The organism is Acinetobacter sp. NyZ410, assembly GCF_022828975.1.
GTDB classification, from domain to species: Bacteria; Pseudomonadota; Gammaproteobacteria; order Pseudomonadales; family Moraxellaceae; genus Acinetobacter; species Acinetobacter guillouiae.
Genome location: NZ_CP094620.1, coordinates 2,799,483 through 2,817,291 on the forward strand (window position 1 = coordinate 2,799,483; position 17,809 = coordinate 2,817,291).

Annotated in this window: 20 protein-coding genes; 12 read left to right on the plus strand and 8 right to left on the minus strand. The window is 36.5% G+C overall.

What is annotated here, in order from left to right; all coding sequences use genetic code 11:
• Positions 1–120: 120 nt before the first annotated feature.
• The 5 genes from cydP to MTO68_RS13215 are packed head-to-tail and all read left to right on the plus strand — an operon-like array spanning position 121 to position 3,472.
• On the plus strand, positions 121–312 hold the full coding sequence (gene cydP / locus MTO68_RS13195) for a cytochrome oxidase putative small subunit CydP (protein ID WP_004719678.1): 192 nt from the start codon (positions 121–123) through the stop codon (positions 310–312).
• Positions 312–1,898: a cytochrome ubiquinol oxidase subunit I gene (locus MTO68_RS13200; protein WP_244012819.1), complete on the plus strand. Its 1,587-nt coding sequence runs from the start codon at positions 312–314 to the stop codon at positions 1,896–1,898. Before cydP ends, MTO68_RS13200 begins: the two co-directional genes overlap by 1 nt.
• Positions 1,895–3,040 carry a cytochrome d ubiquinol oxidase subunit II gene (cydB, locus tag MTO68_RS13205; RefSeq protein WP_004719675.1) on the plus strand — a complete coding sequence of 382 codons (1,146 nt, stop codon included), beginning with the start codon at positions 1,895–1,897 and terminating at the stop codon, positions 3,038–3,040. Before MTO68_RS13200 ends, cydB begins: the two co-directional genes overlap by 4 nt.
• A 30-nt stretch (positions 3,041–3,070) precedes the next feature.
• The gene (gene cydX / locus MTO68_RS13210; RefSeq protein WP_002120988.1) at positions 3,071–3,172 is read left to right on the plus strand and encodes a cytochrome bd-I oxidase subunit CydX; all 102 of its coding nucleotides are present in this window, start codon (positions 3,071–3,073) and stop codon (positions 3,170–3,172) included.
• A 3-nt stretch (positions 3,173–3,175) separates the two neighbouring features.
• Complete coding sequence (locus MTO68_RS13215) at positions 3,176–3,472, plus strand: cyd operon YbgE family protein (protein ID WP_004719673.1); 297 nt, start codon at positions 3,176–3,178, stop codon at positions 3,470–3,472.
• Positions 3,473–3,519: 47 nt separating this feature from the next.
• Here the strand turns inward: MTO68_RS13215 and MTO68_RS13220 are convergent, their stop codons facing one another.
• The 3 genes from MTO68_RS13220 to MTO68_RS13230 form a co-directional block, all read right to left on the minus strand.
• Entirely contained in the window at positions 3,520–4,068 is a 549-nt protein-coding gene (locus tag MTO68_RS13220; protein ID WP_244012821.1) for a GNAT family N-acetyltransferase, read from the minus strand.
• Positions 4,058–4,426, minus strand: a complete 369-nt coding sequence (locus MTO68_RS13225; protein WP_244012823.1) for a hypothetical protein — start codon at positions 4,424–4,426, stop codon at positions 4,058–4,060. The genes MTO68_RS13220 and MTO68_RS13225 overlap by 11 nt, the downstream gene beginning before the upstream one ends.
• Positions 4,427–4,504: 78 nt before the next feature.
• On the minus strand, positions 4,505–5,170 hold the full coding sequence (locus tag MTO68_RS13230) for a DUF2057 domain-containing protein (protein WP_239045467.1): 666 nt from the start codon (positions 5,168–5,170) through the stop codon (positions 4,505–4,507).
• A 278-nt stretch (positions 5,171–5,448) separates the two neighbouring features.
• On the opposite strand from MTO68_RS13230, the gene MTO68_RS13235 reads away from it, so the two are divergent.
• Together MTO68_RS13235 and MTO68_RS13240 are read left to right on the plus strand one after the other, a co-directional pair.
• Positions 5,449–6,642: a hypothetical protein gene (locus MTO68_RS13235; protein ID WP_244012825.1), complete on the plus strand. Its 1,194-nt coding sequence runs from the start codon at positions 5,449–5,451 to the stop codon at positions 6,640–6,642.
• A 128-nt stretch (positions 6,643–6,770) separates the two neighbouring features.
• A complete protein-coding gene (locus MTO68_RS13240) occupies positions 6,771–7,034 on the plus strand; it encodes a hypothetical protein (RefSeq protein WP_004719666.1) in 264 nt (87 codons plus the stop codon).
• A gap of 137 nt (positions 7,035–7,171) precedes the next feature.
• On the opposite strand, the gene MTO68_RS13245 is transcribed toward MTO68_RS13240, so the two are convergent.
• Positions 7,172–7,432: a DUF6678 family protein gene (locus MTO68_RS13245; protein WP_244012827.1), complete on the minus strand. Its 261-nt coding sequence runs from the start codon at positions 7,430–7,432 to the stop codon at positions 7,172–7,174.
• 170 nt (positions 7,433–7,602) lie between these two features.
• Between MTO68_RS13245 and MTO68_RS13250 the strand changes: the two genes are divergently transcribed.
• Genes MTO68_RS13250 through MTO68_RS13260 form a run of 3 tightly spaced genes read left to right on the plus strand, consistent with a single transcriptional unit; the run spans position 7,603 to position 10,314 of the window.
• Complete coding sequence (locus MTO68_RS13250; protein WP_004719663.1) at positions 7,603–8,757, plus strand: hypothetical protein; 1,155 nt, start codon at positions 7,603–7,605, stop codon at positions 8,755–8,757.
• 9 nt (positions 8,758–8,766) lie between these two features.
• Positions 8,767–9,633 carry a hydroxyethylthiazole kinase gene (gene thiM, locus MTO68_RS13255; RefSeq protein WP_244012829.1) on the plus strand — a complete coding sequence of 289 codons (867 nt, stop codon included), beginning with the start codon at positions 8,767–8,769 and terminating at the stop codon, positions 9,631–9,633.
• Between the two features lie 60 nt (positions 9,634–9,693).
• Positions 9,694–10,314 carry a DUF4240 domain-containing protein gene (locus tag MTO68_RS13260; RefSeq protein WP_244012831.1) on the plus strand — a complete coding sequence of 207 codons (621 nt, stop codon included), beginning with the start codon at positions 9,694–9,696 and terminating at the stop codon, positions 10,312–10,314.
• 38 nt (positions 10,315–10,352) lie between these two features.
• Here MTO68_RS13260 and MTO68_RS13265 read toward each other — a convergent pair whose 3' ends face one another.
• Positions 10,353–10,736 (minus strand): hypothetical protein, encoded by a 384-nt coding sequence (locus MTO68_RS13265; RefSeq protein ID WP_004719658.1) that lies wholly within the window; start codon positions 10,734–10,736, stop codon positions 10,353–10,355.
• Between the two features lie 355 nt (positions 10,737–11,091).
• Between MTO68_RS13265 and MTO68_RS13270 the strand changes: the two genes are divergently transcribed.
• Positions 11,092–11,451 (plus strand): hypothetical protein, encoded by a 360-nt coding sequence (locus MTO68_RS13270; protein ID WP_244012833.1) that lies wholly within the window; start codon positions 11,092–11,094, stop codon positions 11,449–11,451.
• Between the two features lie 298 nt (positions 11,452–11,749).
• Here MTO68_RS13270 and MTO68_RS13275 read toward each other — a convergent pair whose 3' ends face one another.
• The 3 genes from MTO68_RS13275 to aceI form a co-directional block, all read right to left on the minus strand.
• Entirely contained in the window at positions 11,750–13,465 is a 1,716-nt protein-coding gene (locus MTO68_RS13275) for an AAA family ATPase (protein ID WP_244012835.1), read from the minus strand.
• A gap of 131 nt (positions 13,466–13,596) precedes the next feature.
• Positions 13,597–15,666, minus strand: coding sequence for a hypothetical protein (locus MTO68_RS13280; RefSeq protein ID WP_244012836.1), 2,070 nt, complete (start codon positions 15,664–15,666; stop codon positions 13,597–13,599).
• 618 nt (positions 15,667–16,284) lie between these two features.
• A complete protein-coding gene (gene aceI / locus MTO68_RS13285; RefSeq protein ID WP_004822192.1) occupies positions 16,285–16,710 on the minus strand; it encodes a chlorhexidine efflux PACE transporter AceI in 426 nt (141 codons plus the stop codon).
• Positions 16,711–16,857: 147 nt separating this feature from the next.
• Here aceI and MTO68_RS13290 point away from each other — a divergent pair, with 147 nt between their 5' ends.
• On the plus strand, positions 16,858–17,748 hold the full coding sequence (locus MTO68_RS13290; RefSeq protein ID WP_034618362.1) for a LysR family transcriptional regulator: 891 nt from the start codon (positions 16,858–16,860) through the stop codon (positions 17,746–17,748).
• Positions 17,749–17,809 lie beyond the last annotated feature (61 nt).

Sequence of the window (17,809 nt, forward strand, 5' to 3'; positions counted from 1 at the left end):
TTTTAAGTTATTGTTTAATATCATTTTAATAATATATTTTTATTTTAACTGTTTTATCTATTTATTTCTTGTTGCGTTTTGTTTAATAATATAAGCATATTTAAATAATAGGCTTAACGCATGAGCTTAAAACCTAACGATTTAAACCGTCGGCTTGTCAGAGAAATTGCAGTCATATTAATAATTAAGATTGCCCTTTTAATGACGATCAAACATATCTGGTTTGATGCGCCGACTATTCCTAAAGATTTTGATAACCAAGTTGCTGAGCGTATTGCTGGCAGTCCTTCCCAAATCAAGGAGACACGTTGATGATTTCTGAAAGCGTGGTCGATCTTTCGCGGTTCCAATTTGCAATGACCGCGATGTATCACTTTATATTTGTACCACTTACTCTAGGTCTGGCTTTTATTCTTGCCATTATGGAAACCACTTATGTGATTTCTGGTAAAGAAATTTATAAAGACATGACCAAATTCTGGGGCAAACTTTTCGGTATTAACTTTGCTTTAGGTGTAACCACTGGTCTGACCATGGAATTCCAGTTCGGTACAAACTGGGCGTACTACTCTCACTATGTGGGTGATATTTTTGGTGCGCCACTTGCCATTGAAGGATTGATGGCATTCTTTCTAGAATCAACTTTTATTGGTTTATTCTTCTTTGGCTGGGATCGCCTTTCAAAAGTTCAACATTTAAGTGTGACATGGTTAGTTGCGCTGGGTTCGAATTTATCCGCATTATGGATTTTAGTTGCCAATGGTTGGATGCAAAATCCTGTCGGTTCAGAATTTAATTTTGAAACCATGCGTATGGAACTTGTCGATTTTGGTGCTTTGATTTTTAACCCAGTAGCTCAAGTGAAATTTGTTCACACGGTGTCTGCTGGTTATGTCACTGGTGCAATCTTTGTTCTCGCCATTTCAAGTTATTACTTATTGAAAAAACGTGATTTACCATTTGCGCGTCGCTCTTTCGCCATCGCTGCAATCTTTGGTTTAGCGTCTACACTTTCAGTCATCTTATTGGGTGATGAATCTGGTTATGAGCTTGGTGATGTTCAAAAAACCAAGTTGGCTGCAATTGAGTCTGAGTGGGAAACACATCCAGCACCTGCGCCATTTACTTTATTTGGTATTCCAAATCAGGAAGAACAACGTACTGACTATGCCATAAAAATCCCGTATGCAATGGGTATTATTGCCACACGTTCACTCGATAAAGAAGTCACAGGACTTAAAGACTTGATGGTTCAACATGAGGCACGTATCCGTAATGGTATGGTGGCATATAGCAAACTCGAAAAACTTCGTGCTGGTGACCGTTCGCCTGAACTGATGGCATCGTTCAAAGAAAACCAAAAAGATTTAGGTTATGGCTTACTTCTTAAAAAATATACTGAAAATGTAACAGATGCTTCTGAAGCACATATTCAAGCAGCAACAAAAGATACCATTCCAAATGTAACCGCATTGTTCTTCTCTTTCCGTGCAATGGTCGCTTCTGGTTTCTTGATGCTACTCCTGTTTATCCTTGCAACATTTGCTGTGGCAAAACGTAATGCAGAAAATAAACCATGGTTACTTAAATTTGCATTGTTTGCACTACCATTACCTTGGATTGCAGCACAAACAGGTTGGTATGTAGCAGAAGGTGGTCGTCAACCGTGGACTATTGGTGAAGTTTTACCTACACATCTCTCTGTCTCAAGTTTAAGTACTGGCGATGTATGGGGATCAATCATTGCATTAGCCGCGTTCTATACGGTGTTATTGATTATCGAAATGTATTTAATGATCAAATTCTCACGCTTAGGACCAAGCTCTTTACATACAGGTAAATATCACTTCGAGAAACTTGAAGCTCAGCAAGCTCAAACTGGGGAGAATCAATCATGATCGAATATGAACTTCTCAAAATTATCTGGTGGGTTTTAGTCGGTGTTCTACTGATTGGCTTTGCCCTCACTGATGGTTTCGATATGGGCTCAATGGCACTGATGCCATTTGTAGGTAAAACTGATGATGAACGCCGTGCAGCAATCAATACCATTGCACCGCATTGGGAAGGTAACCAAGTTTGGTTCGTGACTGCGGGTGGCGCACTATTTGCTGCTTGGCCTATGGTTTATGCAACGGCTTTCTCAGGTATGTATTGGGCGCTCTTACTGGTCTTATTTGCACTCTTCCTTAGACCTGTTGGCTTTGACTATCGCTCTAAACTGCAAAATACCCAATGGCGTAATTCTTGGGATTGGGGCTTATGTATCGGTGGTGCTGTACCTGCGCTGGTTTTTGGAGTTGCATTTGGCAATATGTTCTTGGGCGTCCCGTTTACTTTAGATGAGACTGTACGTTCAACTTATACAGGTAGCTTCTTTGCCCTGCTTAATCCATTTGCATTGGTCTGCGGTATTGTAAGTTTGTCGATGCTTTGTGCACATGGTGGCGCATGGTTAATGCTGCGTACAGATGGTGTGTTACGTCAACGTTCTGCTAAAGCAACACAATTGATGGGTATTCTCTTCTTAGTTACCTTCTTGGGCGTGGGTGCTTGGTTATATTTTGGTGGCATCGAAGGATATACTTTGGTACAACCATTTAATACCAATGCTGTTGCCAATCCACTTGCGAAAGAAGTATTAACAACGGGTAACCATGGTTGGATGAATAACTATTCAATTTACCCAATCACCATGCTTGCACCTATTTCTGCAATCCTTGGCGCAATCCTGATTATCTTTGGTGCTGGTAAAAACAAAGCTGGCGTCAGCTTTACAGGTTCTACCTTAGCGGTGACGGGTTCAATTTTAACTGCTGGTTTTGCACTGTTCCCATTCTTAATGCCATCAAGTATTAACCCAACTGTAAGTTTAACCATGTGGGATGCGGTTTCAAGTAAGAATACATTGACAGTAATGACTGTGGTTGCTTCTATATTTGTGCCAATTATTTTAATCTATACCACATGGTGTTATTACAAAATGTGGGGCGTTATCACCAACAAACATGTTCAAGATAACTCACACAGCCTGTACTAAGGCTGTGTCTAAGCAAATAGGAGAATATTTATGTGGTATTTCGCTTGGATTCTTGGGATCTTGATGGCGTGTTTTGCAGGTGTTTTAAGCGCACTCTATATTGAACATCATCAAGATTTGGATGAGGAATAAACCATGACAGAGATCGCAATGACAACAAAACAAAGAAAGCCGAATAAGTTTGCAATGGCCATTTCGTTTTTGATGGCATTGCCTCTTGCTGCGGTATTGTTAATTCACCCTGGGGCAATGCTTGATGCCAATGGCCACTATAACCATAGTGCGCTCATGATGGTGATGATTGGTATTTCAGGTGGCTTTATACATGGGGTCGGATTTCTACCACAGTTTTGGTTATGGAAATGGTTATTTAGCCCCTATGTCGCATGGCCACTCATGCTGTGGGGCTATTACACTTGGTTCTTTAGCTAAGTCCAAAATTTGAAACAATAAAACCCTGATTTATTCAGGGTTTTATTTTAATTGGATGAAATGCTACTCGTAACACTCTTTCTCATTTCGATTAAATGCAAATCTACAACAGGTATGCCTACATTTGCACTTAAAGGATAATCCTCCACTACACCCGTTTGTACATAGCCACGGCGCTGATAATAAGCAATCAATTCATGACGTAAACTTAAAACCCACATAACGAAATGCGTAAAATGGCAATGGTTGGATAGAACTTTGTTATGAACATACTGTTCAGCAAAATCTAAAACATATTTGCCAATACCTTGATTTTGTAATGTAGCTGCAATACAAAATGTGCCGATTTCCACATCATATTGGGTAAAAGTCAAACCAATACATGCGACAATTTGCTCATCCAATTCAGCAACAAATAACTGAAAATTATCCTGAGCCAAGGCTTGTTCTAATTGCTTGGCATTGATTCGATTTCCCGTGACAATCTCTGATTCACTGGTCCAACTACGACCTTCTTGTTGTCGATAAGCAGAATTAATCAGATCAACTAAATTTGTAATGTCGGATATTCGTGCTGTTCTAAAATTAAGCTGCATACAATTTGCTTTTTAAAAACTTAAATATAAATAAGACCAATTCAAAAATGACCAGTGATAAGGCAACCTCAATGAGAATTAGCAATTCCCCACTTCGACTAGCCGAACAATGCATTTGGGCAGTTCCCGCAATACATTTAAAGATCAGCTTATAAAATGAGATTGACCAGATATATAAAATACCTAAACTAGCAAAGAAAGCTATAAAATGGAAAATATTAGATTTATTTTGAATGAGTTGTGCTGTAATACGATAAGCTCGATATGGAATCCAGCTAAAAGCAAATAAGCAAATAACGGTAAAAATGATCGCTACTGTATAAAGAAAATCATCTGAGATCAAAAAACTTTCAAACATTTTATTCTTTTTTTCAAAAAAACACGTTGTTATAACACAAAAAAGACCATCGAAATGGTCTTTCAGATTTACTTAAAATTATTGCTCAGCTAACCAAGTCATAAACTTCTGACGTTCCGCCTTAGTTGCATTTTGCCAGATTTGAATCAATTGGCGATCTGCTGAATTGGCGTCACTCACAGTTTGAGTGGTCTTGCTAACTGTGGTTGCTGCTGGTGATTGGCTTGTCGTTGTTGCATATACAGCTGCTGGTTGATTTACTGGCGCTTTGTTACTTGAAGTTAAATCAATCACTTTGCCAAATAAACCAGAACCTAACCAAGGCTTCGCTTCAGTATTTACACCAGTCTGTTGCACCACGAGACGGTTTTTATTGTCATAAATCGCAATCGTTGGTTGTTCTGCATATTTTTTTGCATCTTCAAAACGCTGAGGCGGATTCACTAAAGCAATTTTATAAGTTTGACCATCTTTTAAATCTGGCGCAGTCACTGTAACCACACCCGACTTTAAAATATCATGTTCACCATTTAAATGTTCAAAATACTGTTGATAACGAACACTTACCGCAACTTGACCTGCATCGACTTTATATTCATTCTTTTTACGGATTAAACCTGAATTCACTTCTTGATCGTTCACCGCCAATACTACAATTTCTTCTGGCGCAGATAAGGTGACTGCTGCAAAAACTGATCCGCTTAGCATTAAAGCTAATGCAGCAACGCCGTATTTAAAAGCCATATTGCTCTACTCTTATGTCAAAAATATGTAAAATTTATTGCACTATGCAATGTCGTGATGACAGTTTTATGACAATGGCGATTTGTTCTGATTTTTATAATGAAACTATATTCATTTTACTTATCACATAATTTTATCATTTACTGGAAAAACCATTCATCTGCTTGTCCTGAACGCACATTTTAAAATTATTTTTTCTTATTTATAACTACAGCATTTGAATAGCACACATTCAAAATAAGCATAATTCTAAAAAACAAATTAACAGGATGTTCCCCATGAATAAGAAAACCATATCCAGATTTAAAGCAATCTTAACGAGATGTATCATCGGTATTACAACTGTTTTTGTCGTACCTTATGCCACACAAACAATGGCAGCAACCAGCTATGCCACTCAAGCGAGTCCTGCACAACTGTCAAAACTTGCCTACAATATGAACGCCAATATGGCACAACGTAACCTCAACACATCTGAAAAAAATCTGTACCAGCAACTTTACAACATTGCCAATAATCAAACCACTTTATACGACCCATCTATTACCTCCACTATCCAACAATATGAAAGTATACGTAGCAAAATTCGTCAACAATTTTCAACGGTCAAACAATTGGCGATAAATACTTATGGTAATCAATCACAACAAAAAATAGTGTTGGCGACCAATGCCTTTATTTTGATGTATTACGATGCACTCAGTCGTAATAACCCAAAATTTTTCTGGCCAAATCTGGGGATTTTTGTAGCCAATGATGTCCGTTCAACGTATGCATTAACCTTCTCATTGTCCAATGCTTTAGATCCCTTAAATGTCACCAATGGTCAAAGTGTCATTATTGCGGGGATGAATGTACCGACATTACAGTCCACTATTGCCCAAGCCAATAATGAATTAATTAATGGGCAAGCCAATGTGATGGCAGATATTGGTAGACTCAGTATTATGCATCAACACTATGATGCTTTGGTGTTAGCGCAACAACTAACTGGCTACGGATCTACCTTGACACAAGCATTTCAATTACAAAAAATCGCGGATGAAGAAGCGCTTAGATCAGGTATTTATTCATCAAAATTTAAAAAACTGGCTACAAATGCAGCCATTAGCTTTGGCATTCATGAACAGGAGAAAATTTTACAACCGATGTGGGATAAGCCATTAATGCGTGATTTTGCTAAACTTAATGATTTTATGCTCTCGCTGAGTTTAGAGAACTTAGGCTTACGTGGTGATATTTTTGTGGGTATCAATAAATTTAAATTAATTTTCACTCCCTATCTGATTATACGCGCACCATTCACCGCAACCAATCTGGCCAATGTACAACATCGTATTGCGATTGCACGTAATGGTTTCAATGTGCTAAATGAATGGAAACAAAATATATTCTTTGCGCCATGGATACCCATCTATCAAGCAGAGATTGGTAGAGGAAATGGCTTATACCAACCTGTAGGCGCACGATAAAGCATTAAACCCCACGATGCACAACATTACACTTTTTTCAAAGCGACTACATTTTGAGCACAGTTCTTGCTTGTTTAATGTTGTGTATATCGCACAATAAAAATACTCAACAAAAAATGAGGTGCAACATGATTTTTAAAGACCATATAGTCCGTGTTGAAAACATTAAAACGATGCAAATGCTGGATAAAGCGAAGTTAGATCATCAGGTTATTGCGATGTTTATGACTTGTGAAGGCATTCCTTTAAAAACCAGTGAAGTGACTGCGCTTTTAAAACAATATGAAATGCTAGGACAGCACAAAGTTCCAGCTAAAAAAGCCAAGGCACTGCTTCAGGCTAAAATGGAGCATTTTGAGGATTCTGAATTACCGTGCCCTGCTGCTTATTAAGGCAGCTAAGCGTTAGAATTATTGTTTAAATCACCTTTTATCGGTAAATAGAATCAATAGATACGTTCTATTTACCGCATTTAAACCATATAAACTGATAAACCATACAAGCTTCATTTCCCCAAAGCCCCACATTGTTACTTTTGCAAAGGGATTACGAATATTTGCTTTTCAAAATAATAATGTAAACCAGACTGCGCTATTTTATCCTGCAATAATTCTGAATGGTCAATATGTTTTGACGCAACGAGGCGCCCCATATAACGGTTCTCAATCGGATCAATTTGAATATTTTTAAGTGCTTTGAGCAAGAAAATACCATAACGGCATTCTACATGCATACCAGATGGAAAGATTAGAAAATGATCCCATTCCGAAACATCTAAACTTGCACTCAACTGGATTCGCTCGTTGAGATTTAGTCTTTGAATATCATTGAATAATCATACAATGGGTTCAATCATCATCGAATATGTATATTTTATAATACATTCATTTTAAGCAATCAGCTTTCATCTATATAGATGTGTATAATGAAAAGTCCTTAATAATTTATATATTTATCTCTATGCTTCAAATTCTGCAAAAACAGCTGGATGAAAGTACATTTTGCCCGCTTTGTCAGGCAAGTATGTATTATGTTGAAGCTGAAGAATTTGAGAAAGAAGTTAGTTTTCACCAATGTAGCCATTGCAATCATCAAGTTTTTCAAAACAATCAACGCAACTGTCATTGTGAAACATGCCAAAGCAAACGACGTAAGCTGATTAAAGAAACTCGCTTGCAAGAAACCCGTAAGCTAAAGAAAAAAGATAATTTTGAACTAGGTTTAGACCAACTCAGTTTTTTACATAAGTTATTTTTACTGAGTATTTTAGACAATCAGGTGCATGAAAATACCAACCATCAAGAGTTTATTGATTGGGAAGTGATTAAATATCACCCAATTACCCCCAATTACTATTTCCAAAGTCAACTTCTCAATCAACTGATTAAAGACAATGTATTTGTTGCCAAAGATTTTAGTGATGATGCACATCAATACTATATCAATGTCCGTTTGGATGGTTATTCCGAACCGAGTATGTTTAGTATCGCAACACAACTACGCCACTGGTTCTATGAAAATCTAAGCCAAGGTATCCCATTTAAAACATCCGAAGAAGTCAAAAATGCGCTCTATGTTGTGCTGTATCAAGAAATTGTACAGTTTACCCAACATTATTGCCGCACATGGGGTATCCAGATTTCGGGCAATAAAAACTTCCAAATCTTCTGTTACCACCTACTCGACACATTGGCTGTTGGGCAAATTTTCTATCTCATTCAGACTGCGCTTGAATATCTATATCAAAAAAAGGCGCTACAAGTTCGTAACGAAAATTTTATTAATACCAATATTCTCAAGAAAACAGTGCAACAATATCGAGAACGTGCAATTGCTGAAAAATGGGAAACCTCAACCCTACCACGCCCACCAAATATTCCATTGAGTAGAATGAGTGAAATCCTGTTTTATCGGTTTTTAGGCTACGATGAAGGTATCTTCTTTCAACCAGTGTGGAAATCTTGGAAAAAGATTGAACCACGCTTAAATTTCTATTCGCAAAAGCGCTGTATGTATTGTGGCTCAAACGAATTAACGGTTGAGTATGATGCACAAAATTATGTGACATTATTTTGTCGCAGCTGCAAACACCAAGACCACTACTTTACTCAGTAAGGAGCATTTATGAATCATCCTGAAAATATTACACATTCTCAAACGGATCAACTTCATACCCACACTGATGTCATTTTACAAAAAGTTGTGGATGCTTGGACTGAGTTGCAAACTCAACAGCCCTTGGTCCAGTGTATTACCAACAGTGTTGCAGCAAATTATGCAGCCAACGTCTTATTGGCTGCTGGGGCTTCACCTGCAATGATTGATAACCCATTTGAGGCGGAAAGCTTTGCTTCTATTGCTGCGGCATTAAGTATCAATGTGGGAACGCCGACCTCTGAACAAATGCAGGCCATGCAAATTTCAGCACAAACTGTAGCAAGTAAAAATACACCGTGGGTTCTCGACCCTGTTGGTTATGGTGCATTTCTCAAATGGCGCAGTGAAATGGTTGATCAATTGGTTTTGCTTAAACCGACTGTTATTCGTGGTAATGCCTCAGAGATCAGTGCACTTGCAGGTAATCAAGTTGAATCCAAAGGTGTAGACAGTACTGTGTCAAGCAATGAAGTGTATTTACAGGCTTTAGCACTTTTAACCCATACCGAATGTGTTGCAATTTCTGGTGAATCTGACTTTATCCTTTCTAAACAGCTCAATAGCGTGATTCAGGTCAATGGTGGAAGCTATTTACAGCCTAAAGTCACGGCAACAGGTTGCGCTTTAGGGGCATTAATTGCTGCGTATAGTGCAGTCACAACAGCCACGAATGCAACAATCTCTGCACATATCCATTTTGCGATTGCAGGAAAACTGGCTTTTGAAAAAGCCCAAGCTGTTGGAAGCTTTAATGTCGCATTTTTAGATGAAATATATCAAATGAGTGCAGATAAAATTTGGCAATATGCAGACATAGAAGTTTTAAGTCTTTAGACTAAACATATAAATTTACTTTTTAGCATTAAAATTAAGCTTAAACCTATGGAATCACTGATGTCATTACGAGAAGAAGAAAAATTGTTTTGGGACGCAATAGACCAGTCGAATCATAACAAAGATGCTCACTGGTCTGACTATGATATTGACCAGCATTTACAAGATCTTGTGCAATATTTATCTCAATTAGATAAACAACAACTGATTACTTTCGAAAAAACACTCCAGCTCAAACTCTCACAACTCTATAGTGCTGAAATCGCAGAACTCTCGACAATTTTAGAATCTGATTTTACTGAAAAAGATGGTATTTTCAATTTCGATGCTTATCTATCAGATGATGGTTTTATTTATTTTAGATGTTGGTTAATCCTCAAAGGTAAGGAATTCTTTGATGACATACAAGAAGATATTCAAAACTTTGTTAGCGGAAAATATAGTTTTGATATAGGCGATACTTGGGCTGAGGGTCTACTCTATGTTGCTGATGAGGCATATAGCGTTCATCATGAAAATGAAGAAGAGTCTGAGATTCGTGATGCGGTATATTTACAATATCCAGAACATCACTATGATTTTGCAGCTGGCGAGATTGAAAGAGATTTACTCAATGGTGTTGAGTTACAAGCGCGATATCCAAAACTGGTTAAAGCAATATGCGAGCTTAGAAATGAATAAGTAAAAGATTGGGGCTTATCTTTTAAGCCCCAAGCTGATTATTTTTGCACGAAAACTTTTTTATAAATTTCTCGTGGCATTTCAGCAAACTCTACACAGAGCTGAATTTCTAAACCCTGTGCAGAATAATCTTCAAATGACTGTAAAAATTGCGATAAATTTTCAGTCATTAAGTCTTTTTGTGGTTCAGTACGACCACTTAGACCTTGTAAACGTACGAAAATAAATGCTTGATTACTCTGCTCGCCACTTTCATCCCCAAAGCCAATCAAATAATCCGAAACTGATTGAATACGGGATTTAATATCATGTGCTTGCCCCACTAAACCTGTATCAAACAGTGCATGATTTAAGCCCAACATCAATTTCTTTTTATCTAAATTTTGAATATTGTCAGAATAATCAATAAACATTTGTGGCATGGTATTAACCGTTTGAAAGCACTAGATATTGATAAGAATTATAGCATTAACATATAAAAAAACTGTAAAATTAACGCTAAATTAACATTTTATCTCGATATTTAATTTAGTGAAATCATAGGTGCAAAAAGATTAGATATTTAAATTTTTATATTGTTCAATAAAACTGACAACAGCTTAGCTCTCATAAAAGAGTGATAACGTGACTTTGAAAAGAAAAACTCATACAAAAAAATAATATTATTCAATAAATCGCAGTTAAAACATTTTTTATTTTTAAAAAATTTACTTGTATAAAAATATTTTAGCATTTTAAATATATGAAATCTAAATAATATTGAGTATAGGATTAATTATGATACCCTTAACAATGGATGAGATTTTTATAATTAAAAGTTTAATTGCCATCTCACCAATAAAAATAAAAATTCCTACTGATTTGAATAAATGCTATTCCTTACCTATGAATGATGGAAGGATGGGATCATTTAAAATTATCTATCCCGAAGATGAAATCACTGATTTCGGGAGTCTCACAACAAGTAAAACTCAAATGGACTATTTAGATAATGGGAAATACGTAAATATTACATTATTTATTGACAGTAACTTTATTCCTCGTGAAATAGATAGTTTCGTAAGTGACTATTCTGCATTAACTCATCCATTTAATATTAGAAATATTAAAAAGACTTATCTAACAACTATATCATAATCTACTCTACCAAATTTTTAGGAGGTCCTATTAAACAAAAACAAATAATTGATAACCTATAGTTTCCAAAAATTCATTCAAAAACATAGGCTTCACTTCTGACCAATGACTTGATGCAAATCACTTGTATGAATAATTAGGTGGTTTAACTATATCAATTCATACGCATAATAAAATGGGCACAACTGAAAGCTGAGATTATAACTATTAGAATATTTGCATTTAGACAAAATAGCTAAACGTGGACTTAATAATTTTTTCTCAAATTTAGCCATTAATTCATCACTAAAAACATCTATCACTCAACAAATAACAATGCCAAACGTACTTGATCATAGCCCATTTTTGGACTGGTTAAATCAACGATTGGACGTAATTTAATCGCACCATCATCATTAAAATGACTTGGATCTTGGCGTTTCTTCAATTTTTTATAAATCACACGAATTTTTTCTACAACTTCTTCACCAGGATTTGCAATCGAGATATCCAAACCTTGTTCTCGATGTAAACGAGCCAAATGATTGATAATTGTCGCAGGAGTTAATCCACGTTCAACCGCAATATCCTGAATCTCATAGCCACTTTCAAACAATTCACGTGTTTCATCAAGTGTTGCTGAAGCATAATTAGTTTTACCACTATTACGCGCCAGCTTCTTCTCATTACGTTCAATTTCAGTGGTATTTAACGTCCCGCCACAATGACGAATAAAGGCATTGTGCTGTGTGGTTAAATCTGAATCTGCATAATGCACTTCGGCTTCACTGGATAACTCTTGAAAACGACGATCTGCTTTAATTGCAAGACTATCCAGTTCCAATGCCTGATCATTAAAACCCAATAATCTTAAACCCTGAATCGATTTAAGCCGGGATAAAGCCACATAACCCTGACCTTTTTCAAAGGTATGGCTTAAGTTGATTTCCGCGGCTTCCAAGGTCATCCCTTGTGATTTATGAATAGTAATCGCCCAAGCTAACCGTAATGGCACTTGTTGTAGACTGGCGATGGTTTTACCACCTTCATTGTCAACAGACCATGTTTCTGGCGCAACCAACAAGGTTGTACCATCGGTCATTTTGACTTTAGGTAACATTCCTAGTTCATCGTCTTCTTCAAAACCAATAACTTCACCTAAACTACCGTTGATATAGCCCATATCGAAGTTATTTTTAACGAACATAACTTTGGCATGCTTTTTAAGCGTCAACTCATCAGGTGCACGTACAGAAGATTTCAATGTCTCAATCAGCTTTTCATTACCATCTGTGACCGCTACAAATTGATGATCATCGCCTTCAATCGCATTGAGATGCTGAAAGTTGATACTATCCACGTCCATATTGTGGGTATATAAGCGTGTGTAGGTATCACCAATGTCTTGATTACGGGTATCTTGTAGCGCTTGAATATGCTGTGGCTGAATATTCTGGGCACGAATCGCATTGAGTACGTCATTCAATGCCGAATCATCTTGACGATGCTGCTCTGTCAGGTAGCAAACACGAAATTTTGCTTCAACCCAAGCGGTTGACATAAAACAAAATTTATCTCGATTTAGTTCGCTATTTTTTCCTACAGGCGGCAGCTGAAAAAAATCTCCGGCTGCAATCACTTGAATACCACCGAAAGCATCATCAGATTCTTTAAAATATTTTAAAACTTGATTGACTAAATTAAGCTGTTTGGCATGTAACATTGAGATTTCATCAATGATCAAGACTTGGGCATTTTCTAAATGCTCTTTTAAGTATTTACGCTCTTTCATACGCTTTAAATCATCATCCGTCAGCGTATCTTTGATCCCAATGCCTGCCCAAGTATGAATCGTCATGCCATTCATATGTGTTGCTGCAATCCCCGTAGATGCTGTAATTGCAACAGGGACTTTGCGTGCTTTTAAATAATTGATGTACTGATTAAGCGTATAGGTTTTTCCTGCACCAGCAGATCCAGTCAAAAAGACATTTTCACCCGCTTTCATAAGTTTGAGTGCAGTTTCTTGTTTCATAACAGCCTTGAATTACCTAAACAGGATGGGACGGCTATAGCCTAACGATTTTTGCATAAAAAGTTAAGCCAAATGCATCATGAAAAGTGAATTAAAGCCAAGTCGCTCACTCAAAAATGATCTGCATCAAACTATAAGTTTCCCAATTCTTCATTGGGTTGAATACTGCTTTTCCATTTTAAATGCTGATTTACATCATCAATAAAAACTTGAGCTTTCAATATATAAAACTCATCAGGAATATGATTATTGGGTAAACGCAATTGATCAAAGACCAAACGTCCTAATTTATAATAGCAACCTAAAGTCATTTCCTGAGTCGCATCATCAACTTTCGATACATGAAATGCTACATATTCACGATCTACGATCCGAGCACAATAGGACAATGCCAAACAGTGTTTAAACACTAGCGACTCTTGAATAATTCGTTTTAAGCTATTCAGTTCCTCATAGCACCACTCTTCAAAATAAATCTTTTGCATTGGTGCAACGCGATCCCAATGCTCTACATCTATTTTTTCTTTAAGTGTCGACAAGGTATCAACAAAATAATGATGTTGATGCCAACGCTGTGCTTGCTGATATAGACCAGACCAAGTGACATTCCGCTCAATATCGTGATGATCATTAAATAAATGCATCACATAATCCAAAACAAAGCTGTCGTAAATACTATGGTTAGATGCACGACCGATCTGCATGTGTTTCAGTTTTTTACGGAAATCATCGACTGTTATATTGTGCTTTTGCAACTGAATAAAAAATTCAGCATGTTGTTGTCGTTGCGGATCAATAAATTTAATCAGTTGCTTAGGCAAGCCCTGAGCAATGTGTTGTACAAACAGCATAAATGCTTGAATGATACGATTTATCTTAAGGTATATTTTTTTATACATCTGTGGTTGATCCGCTAACATCAACGCAGCGAAATCCAACCATTCTTCGATATATAAATAAGAATTAGAAATTATTTTCTTATTCGATTTATTTTCAATCTCTGTTTTTAAAAAACTATAACGATTGTTCTTTTGGTGATTTTGCCATTCATTTGTAATTGCAAAGGAATGACATTCAATTAAAAATAGCCGCGCTGCAATATTTTTAAAATACTTTAAAACACTTATAGTGACTTCAGGATAAATCTTTGAAGTATCAATCAGACTTAATGCTGTGATCGTGATCCTGACATTGGGATCCTTTATATGTCGACTCATCCAATCATTGACCTGTTCATCTTGTTTAAATAGCCAATTTGCAGTGCGCTTAAGGCTACAAATTGGAAATTGTGGAACTTGATCCTGTTCCCAATATTCAGCATCTTTTTGTAAAAAGTGCTGCTTGCTCAATAAATCCTGATATTGCCAAAAGCCCCGTTTCATATATTTTGCATAAGCAAGCATTTGCGGTTGTTCTTGAGCATGTACAGCCAGTAGTTGATAACTTGCAAAATACTGACTGATTTCGTGTAAGCGTAATGATTCTGGGTGAAAAATCTTTAAAATACGCAAATAATGCGCTGGAATAAACTGATCTAAAGAAAAAATGGCCTGTTGAAATTTGGGTAGCAATGACTGAATCGGTAAAAACTCTTGACCCAATACAGAATTAATCAGCACTAAATGCTTAATGTTAATTTCAACACTTAAAGGAATCGCTTTACCATATTTGGCAAAATCAGAAACATAGGGATAATCAAAATATTCATAGTGCAGCAAAATTTGATCAATACGCTCTGCATCTGCTTCACTAATATTATATAAATACTGCTCTACCCGATTTTCACCATCCACCCACTCGAAAACCTGCTCAATCAGCGTTTGGCGGATGATTTGGGCTTTGGTCTTTAAATCAGTTGGATGTATCTCATGATATTTTGTTGTATAAAAATAAATATTTTCTGAGAAATATTGAACAAAACGATTAATATTGATTTTATTTTCTAAACAACGCGGTAACTTTTCAAAATTTAAAGCAAAAATTAAACCCTTTTCTTCATCAAAGTAGATATTGAGTAACTGATTTGCCAGACTGAATTTATGCTGCTGTGGATCAAACTGGAAAAAGTTGTGCGCAGTAATCTCGGACAAATAGTCAAATTGATCAAGATAAATCTTATTTAAATTTGCTGAAACCTGAAGTAATTCTTGAGCAGCAAGCTGGTGTCTATGTGGCAGCTGCTCCTGAACTGTCTGCACCATATTTGCCTCAATCCATCTCTTACATATTATTGGATTTGTTATTGTAGGCGAACAATTTTACAAAACAAATTGAATTCCAATTATCTTTTGCAAAAGTTTGTTTAAACTGAGCTGTGATCGTGTAACGGGTTTTATCTTTATTGATTATGTTTTACCTAGTTTTTATTCCTTATAGTCAAACCACCTAATTATTTATACAAGTGACTTCTATCAAGCAACTGATCATAAATGAAGCTTATGTTTTTATATGAACTTTGAGTAACAATTGGTTATCAATTCATTTTTGTACTTTTGAATCATAGATGGTGATCCTATCATGGGGCGACAGGGATGTCGCCGTTGGGCGGGGGTAAAGGACGTACCCCTCGCCAAACAGAAGATTTTTGTCACTTTTCATCTCTGAAAAGTGAGGCATTGCCTACGCAAAGCTATTTAAACTTTGAATGTAAGGTGTGGCATTGCAGTTTTTTTATAATCAAACAATTTTTCCAGAAAATTGATTCAATTAAATTTTTATAAAAAAAGATCCCCTTACTTTTCAATAAAACTAAGGGGATCTCTATCGCAACACATTTGAAATTTTCACTAAAATTTAAAATAAAAACATTGCAGACTTAATTAAGAATGTACAGGCTTTGCCCCCATACGCTCTTCAATCAAGTCATAACACCATTGGAAAATAAAGGTATACACCAAAATACAGGTGGTCATTCCGAAATCCAATAAAATTGCTTGCCACAAAGACATATCCATTGCGTAAGCAACCATTGGAATCGTGGCTAACATCAAACCACCCTCAAAACCAATGGCATGTAAAATACGTACACCAATGGTACGTTTAAGTTTTCTCTTACGTTCAAATTGTTCAAAGAAATGGTTAAACACCATATTCCAAACCACTGAAGTCACGGCCATTGCAACACCTAATACACCAGTAACTTCCATTGGCACTTCAAAAATAAAACTTAATGCAATCGCTATGATCACCAACAGGATGACTTCATAGCTTAATGCATGAATAACCCTTCTTTTGGAAATCATCATTTAAAACTACTCTTTCTTGATTCGATGGATGCATTATATTTTTATAATATTGATCAATCGAGTCAGGTTCTTTCAATTTTATTGAAAGGTTGCGTGAATTGGAGTAAATTTAATAACTGGAAAACTAAACAGAATGGTGCCAAGCGCATGAATATTAACCAAGAACAACTCACCATCTTTAAAACGGTGATGGAAACAGGTTCATTTTCAGCAGCAGCCCGACAGCTTGGCAAAGTCCCCTCCGCTGTCAGTATGTCTATCGCCAACTTGGAAATAGACTTAAATCTAAAACTCTTTAATCGTGTGGGACGAGAACCAATCCCCACACCTCAAGCTCAGCGCTTATATGAAAAAACTGAGCAACTACTGGTAGAAATGAATCAGTGGAAACAACAAGCGATTGCACTTAGCGAAGGCTTGGAATCCTCATTAAATATCGTGGTGGTTTCAGAATTACTGCATACAGACTGGGCTGAATACATTGCACTGTTGGGAGAGCATTTTCCAACTTTAGAAATTAATATCTTCTCCGCACCACAAGAAGATGCGCTGAAAATGCTGATGAATCAGACGGCTCAACTGGCATTGATGTTTGAACGTGAAATACTTGAAAGCCGTGAGCAATTTGTCGAATTTAAAAAAGAAGCCTTGGTCCCTGTTTCAGCTATTCATCACCCATTATCAGCACATAAACAAGTTACTTTTGAACAAATTCTACAATCCAGACAAATTGTCGTGGCAAGTCGTGATCGAACCATTAAACCCGAACTGCTTTATTCTAAAAACTATTGGCGGACAGACAATCACCATTCAGCATGTGCTTTAATTTTAAAAGAACTGGGTTGGGGTGTACTTCCCTTAGAAATGTTTAATGAAAATCCTGAGCTCAAACATAAGTTAAAAATCTTAGATTTGCTCGATTTCACACCAAAATTTGAATATTTTGTCGACTTAGTCTGGAGTCGTGAGAGCAATTTAGGCTCAGCTGCTCGTTTTTTGATTAATCACATTCGAAATCAAAGAATTCATACAAAATAATAGGCCTTTCAGTACATTTTCCTCTTTTGCTCAAATCGCATTGTGTTATAAATAAATCACA

Excerpts from the sequence above, each read along its gene's own strand:
- cydP (WP_004719678.1), top strand. The coding sequence starts at position 121 with ATGAGCTTAAAACCTAACGATTTAAACCGTCGGCTTGTCAGAGAAATT.
- MTO68_RS13200 (WP_244012819.1), top strand. The coding sequence starts at position 312 with ATGATTTCTGAAAGCGTGGTCGATCTTTCGCGGTTCCAATTTGCAATG.
- cydB (WP_004719675.1), top strand. The coding sequence starts at position 1,895 with ATGATCGAATATGAACTTCTCAAAATTATCTGGTGGGTTTTAGTCGGT.
- cydX (WP_002120988.1), top strand. The coding sequence starts at position 3,071 with ATGTGGTATTTCGCTTGGATTCTTGGGATCTTGATGGCGTGTTTTGCA.
- MTO68_RS13215 (WP_004719673.1), top strand. The coding sequence starts at position 3,176 with ATGACAGAGATCGCAATGACAACAAAACAAAGAAAGCCGAATAAGTTT.
- MTO68_RS13220 (WP_244012821.1), bottom strand. The coding sequence starts at position 4,068 with ATGCAGCTTAATTTTAGAACAGCACGAATATCCGACATTACAAATTTA.
- MTO68_RS13225 (WP_244012823.1), bottom strand. The coding sequence starts at position 4,426 with ATGTTTGAAAGTTTTTTGATCTCAGATGATTTTCTTTATACAGTAGCG.
- MTO68_RS13230 (WP_239045467.1), bottom strand. The coding sequence starts at position 5,170 with ATGGCTTTTAAATACGGCGTTGCTGCATTAGCTTTAATGCTAAGCGGA.
- MTO68_RS13235 (WP_244012825.1), top strand. The coding sequence starts at position 5,449 with ATGAATAAGAAAACCATATCCAGATTTAAAGCAATCTTAACGAGATGT.
- MTO68_RS13240 (WP_004719666.1), top strand. The coding sequence starts at position 6,771 with ATGATTTTTAAAGACCATATAGTCCGTGTTGAAAACATTAAAACGATG.
- MTO68_RS13250 (WP_004719663.1), top strand. The coding sequence starts at position 7,603 with ATGCTTCAAATTCTGCAAAAACAGCTGGATGAAAGTACATTTTGCCCG.
- thiM (WP_244012829.1), top strand. The coding sequence starts at position 8,767 with ATGAATCATCCTGAAAATATTACACATTCTCAAACGGATCAACTTCAT.
- MTO68_RS13260 (WP_244012831.1), top strand. The coding sequence starts at position 9,694 with ATGTCATTACGAGAAGAAGAAAAATTGTTTTGGGACGCAATAGACCAG.
- MTO68_RS13265 (WP_004719658.1), bottom strand. The coding sequence starts at position 10,736 with ATGCCACAAATGTTTATTGATTATTCTGACAATATTCAAAATTTAGAT.
- MTO68_RS13270 (WP_244012833.1), top strand. The coding sequence starts at position 11,092 with ATGATACCCTTAACAATGGATGAGATTTTTATAATTAAAAGTTTAATT.
- MTO68_RS13275 (WP_244012835.1), bottom strand. The coding sequence starts at position 13,465 with ATGAAACAAGAAACTGCACTCAAACTTATGAAAGCGGGTGAAAATGTC.
- MTO68_RS13280 (WP_244012836.1), bottom strand. The coding sequence starts at position 15,666 with ATGGTGCAGACAGTTCAGGAGCAGCTGCCACATAGACACCAGCTTGCT.
- aceI (WP_004822192.1), bottom strand. The coding sequence starts at position 16,710 with ATGATGATTTCCAAAAGAAGGGTTATTCATGCATTAAGCTATGAAGTC.
- MTO68_RS13290 (WP_034618362.1), top strand. The coding sequence starts at position 16,858 with ATGAATATTAACCAAGAACAACTCACCATCTTTAAAACGGTGATGGAA.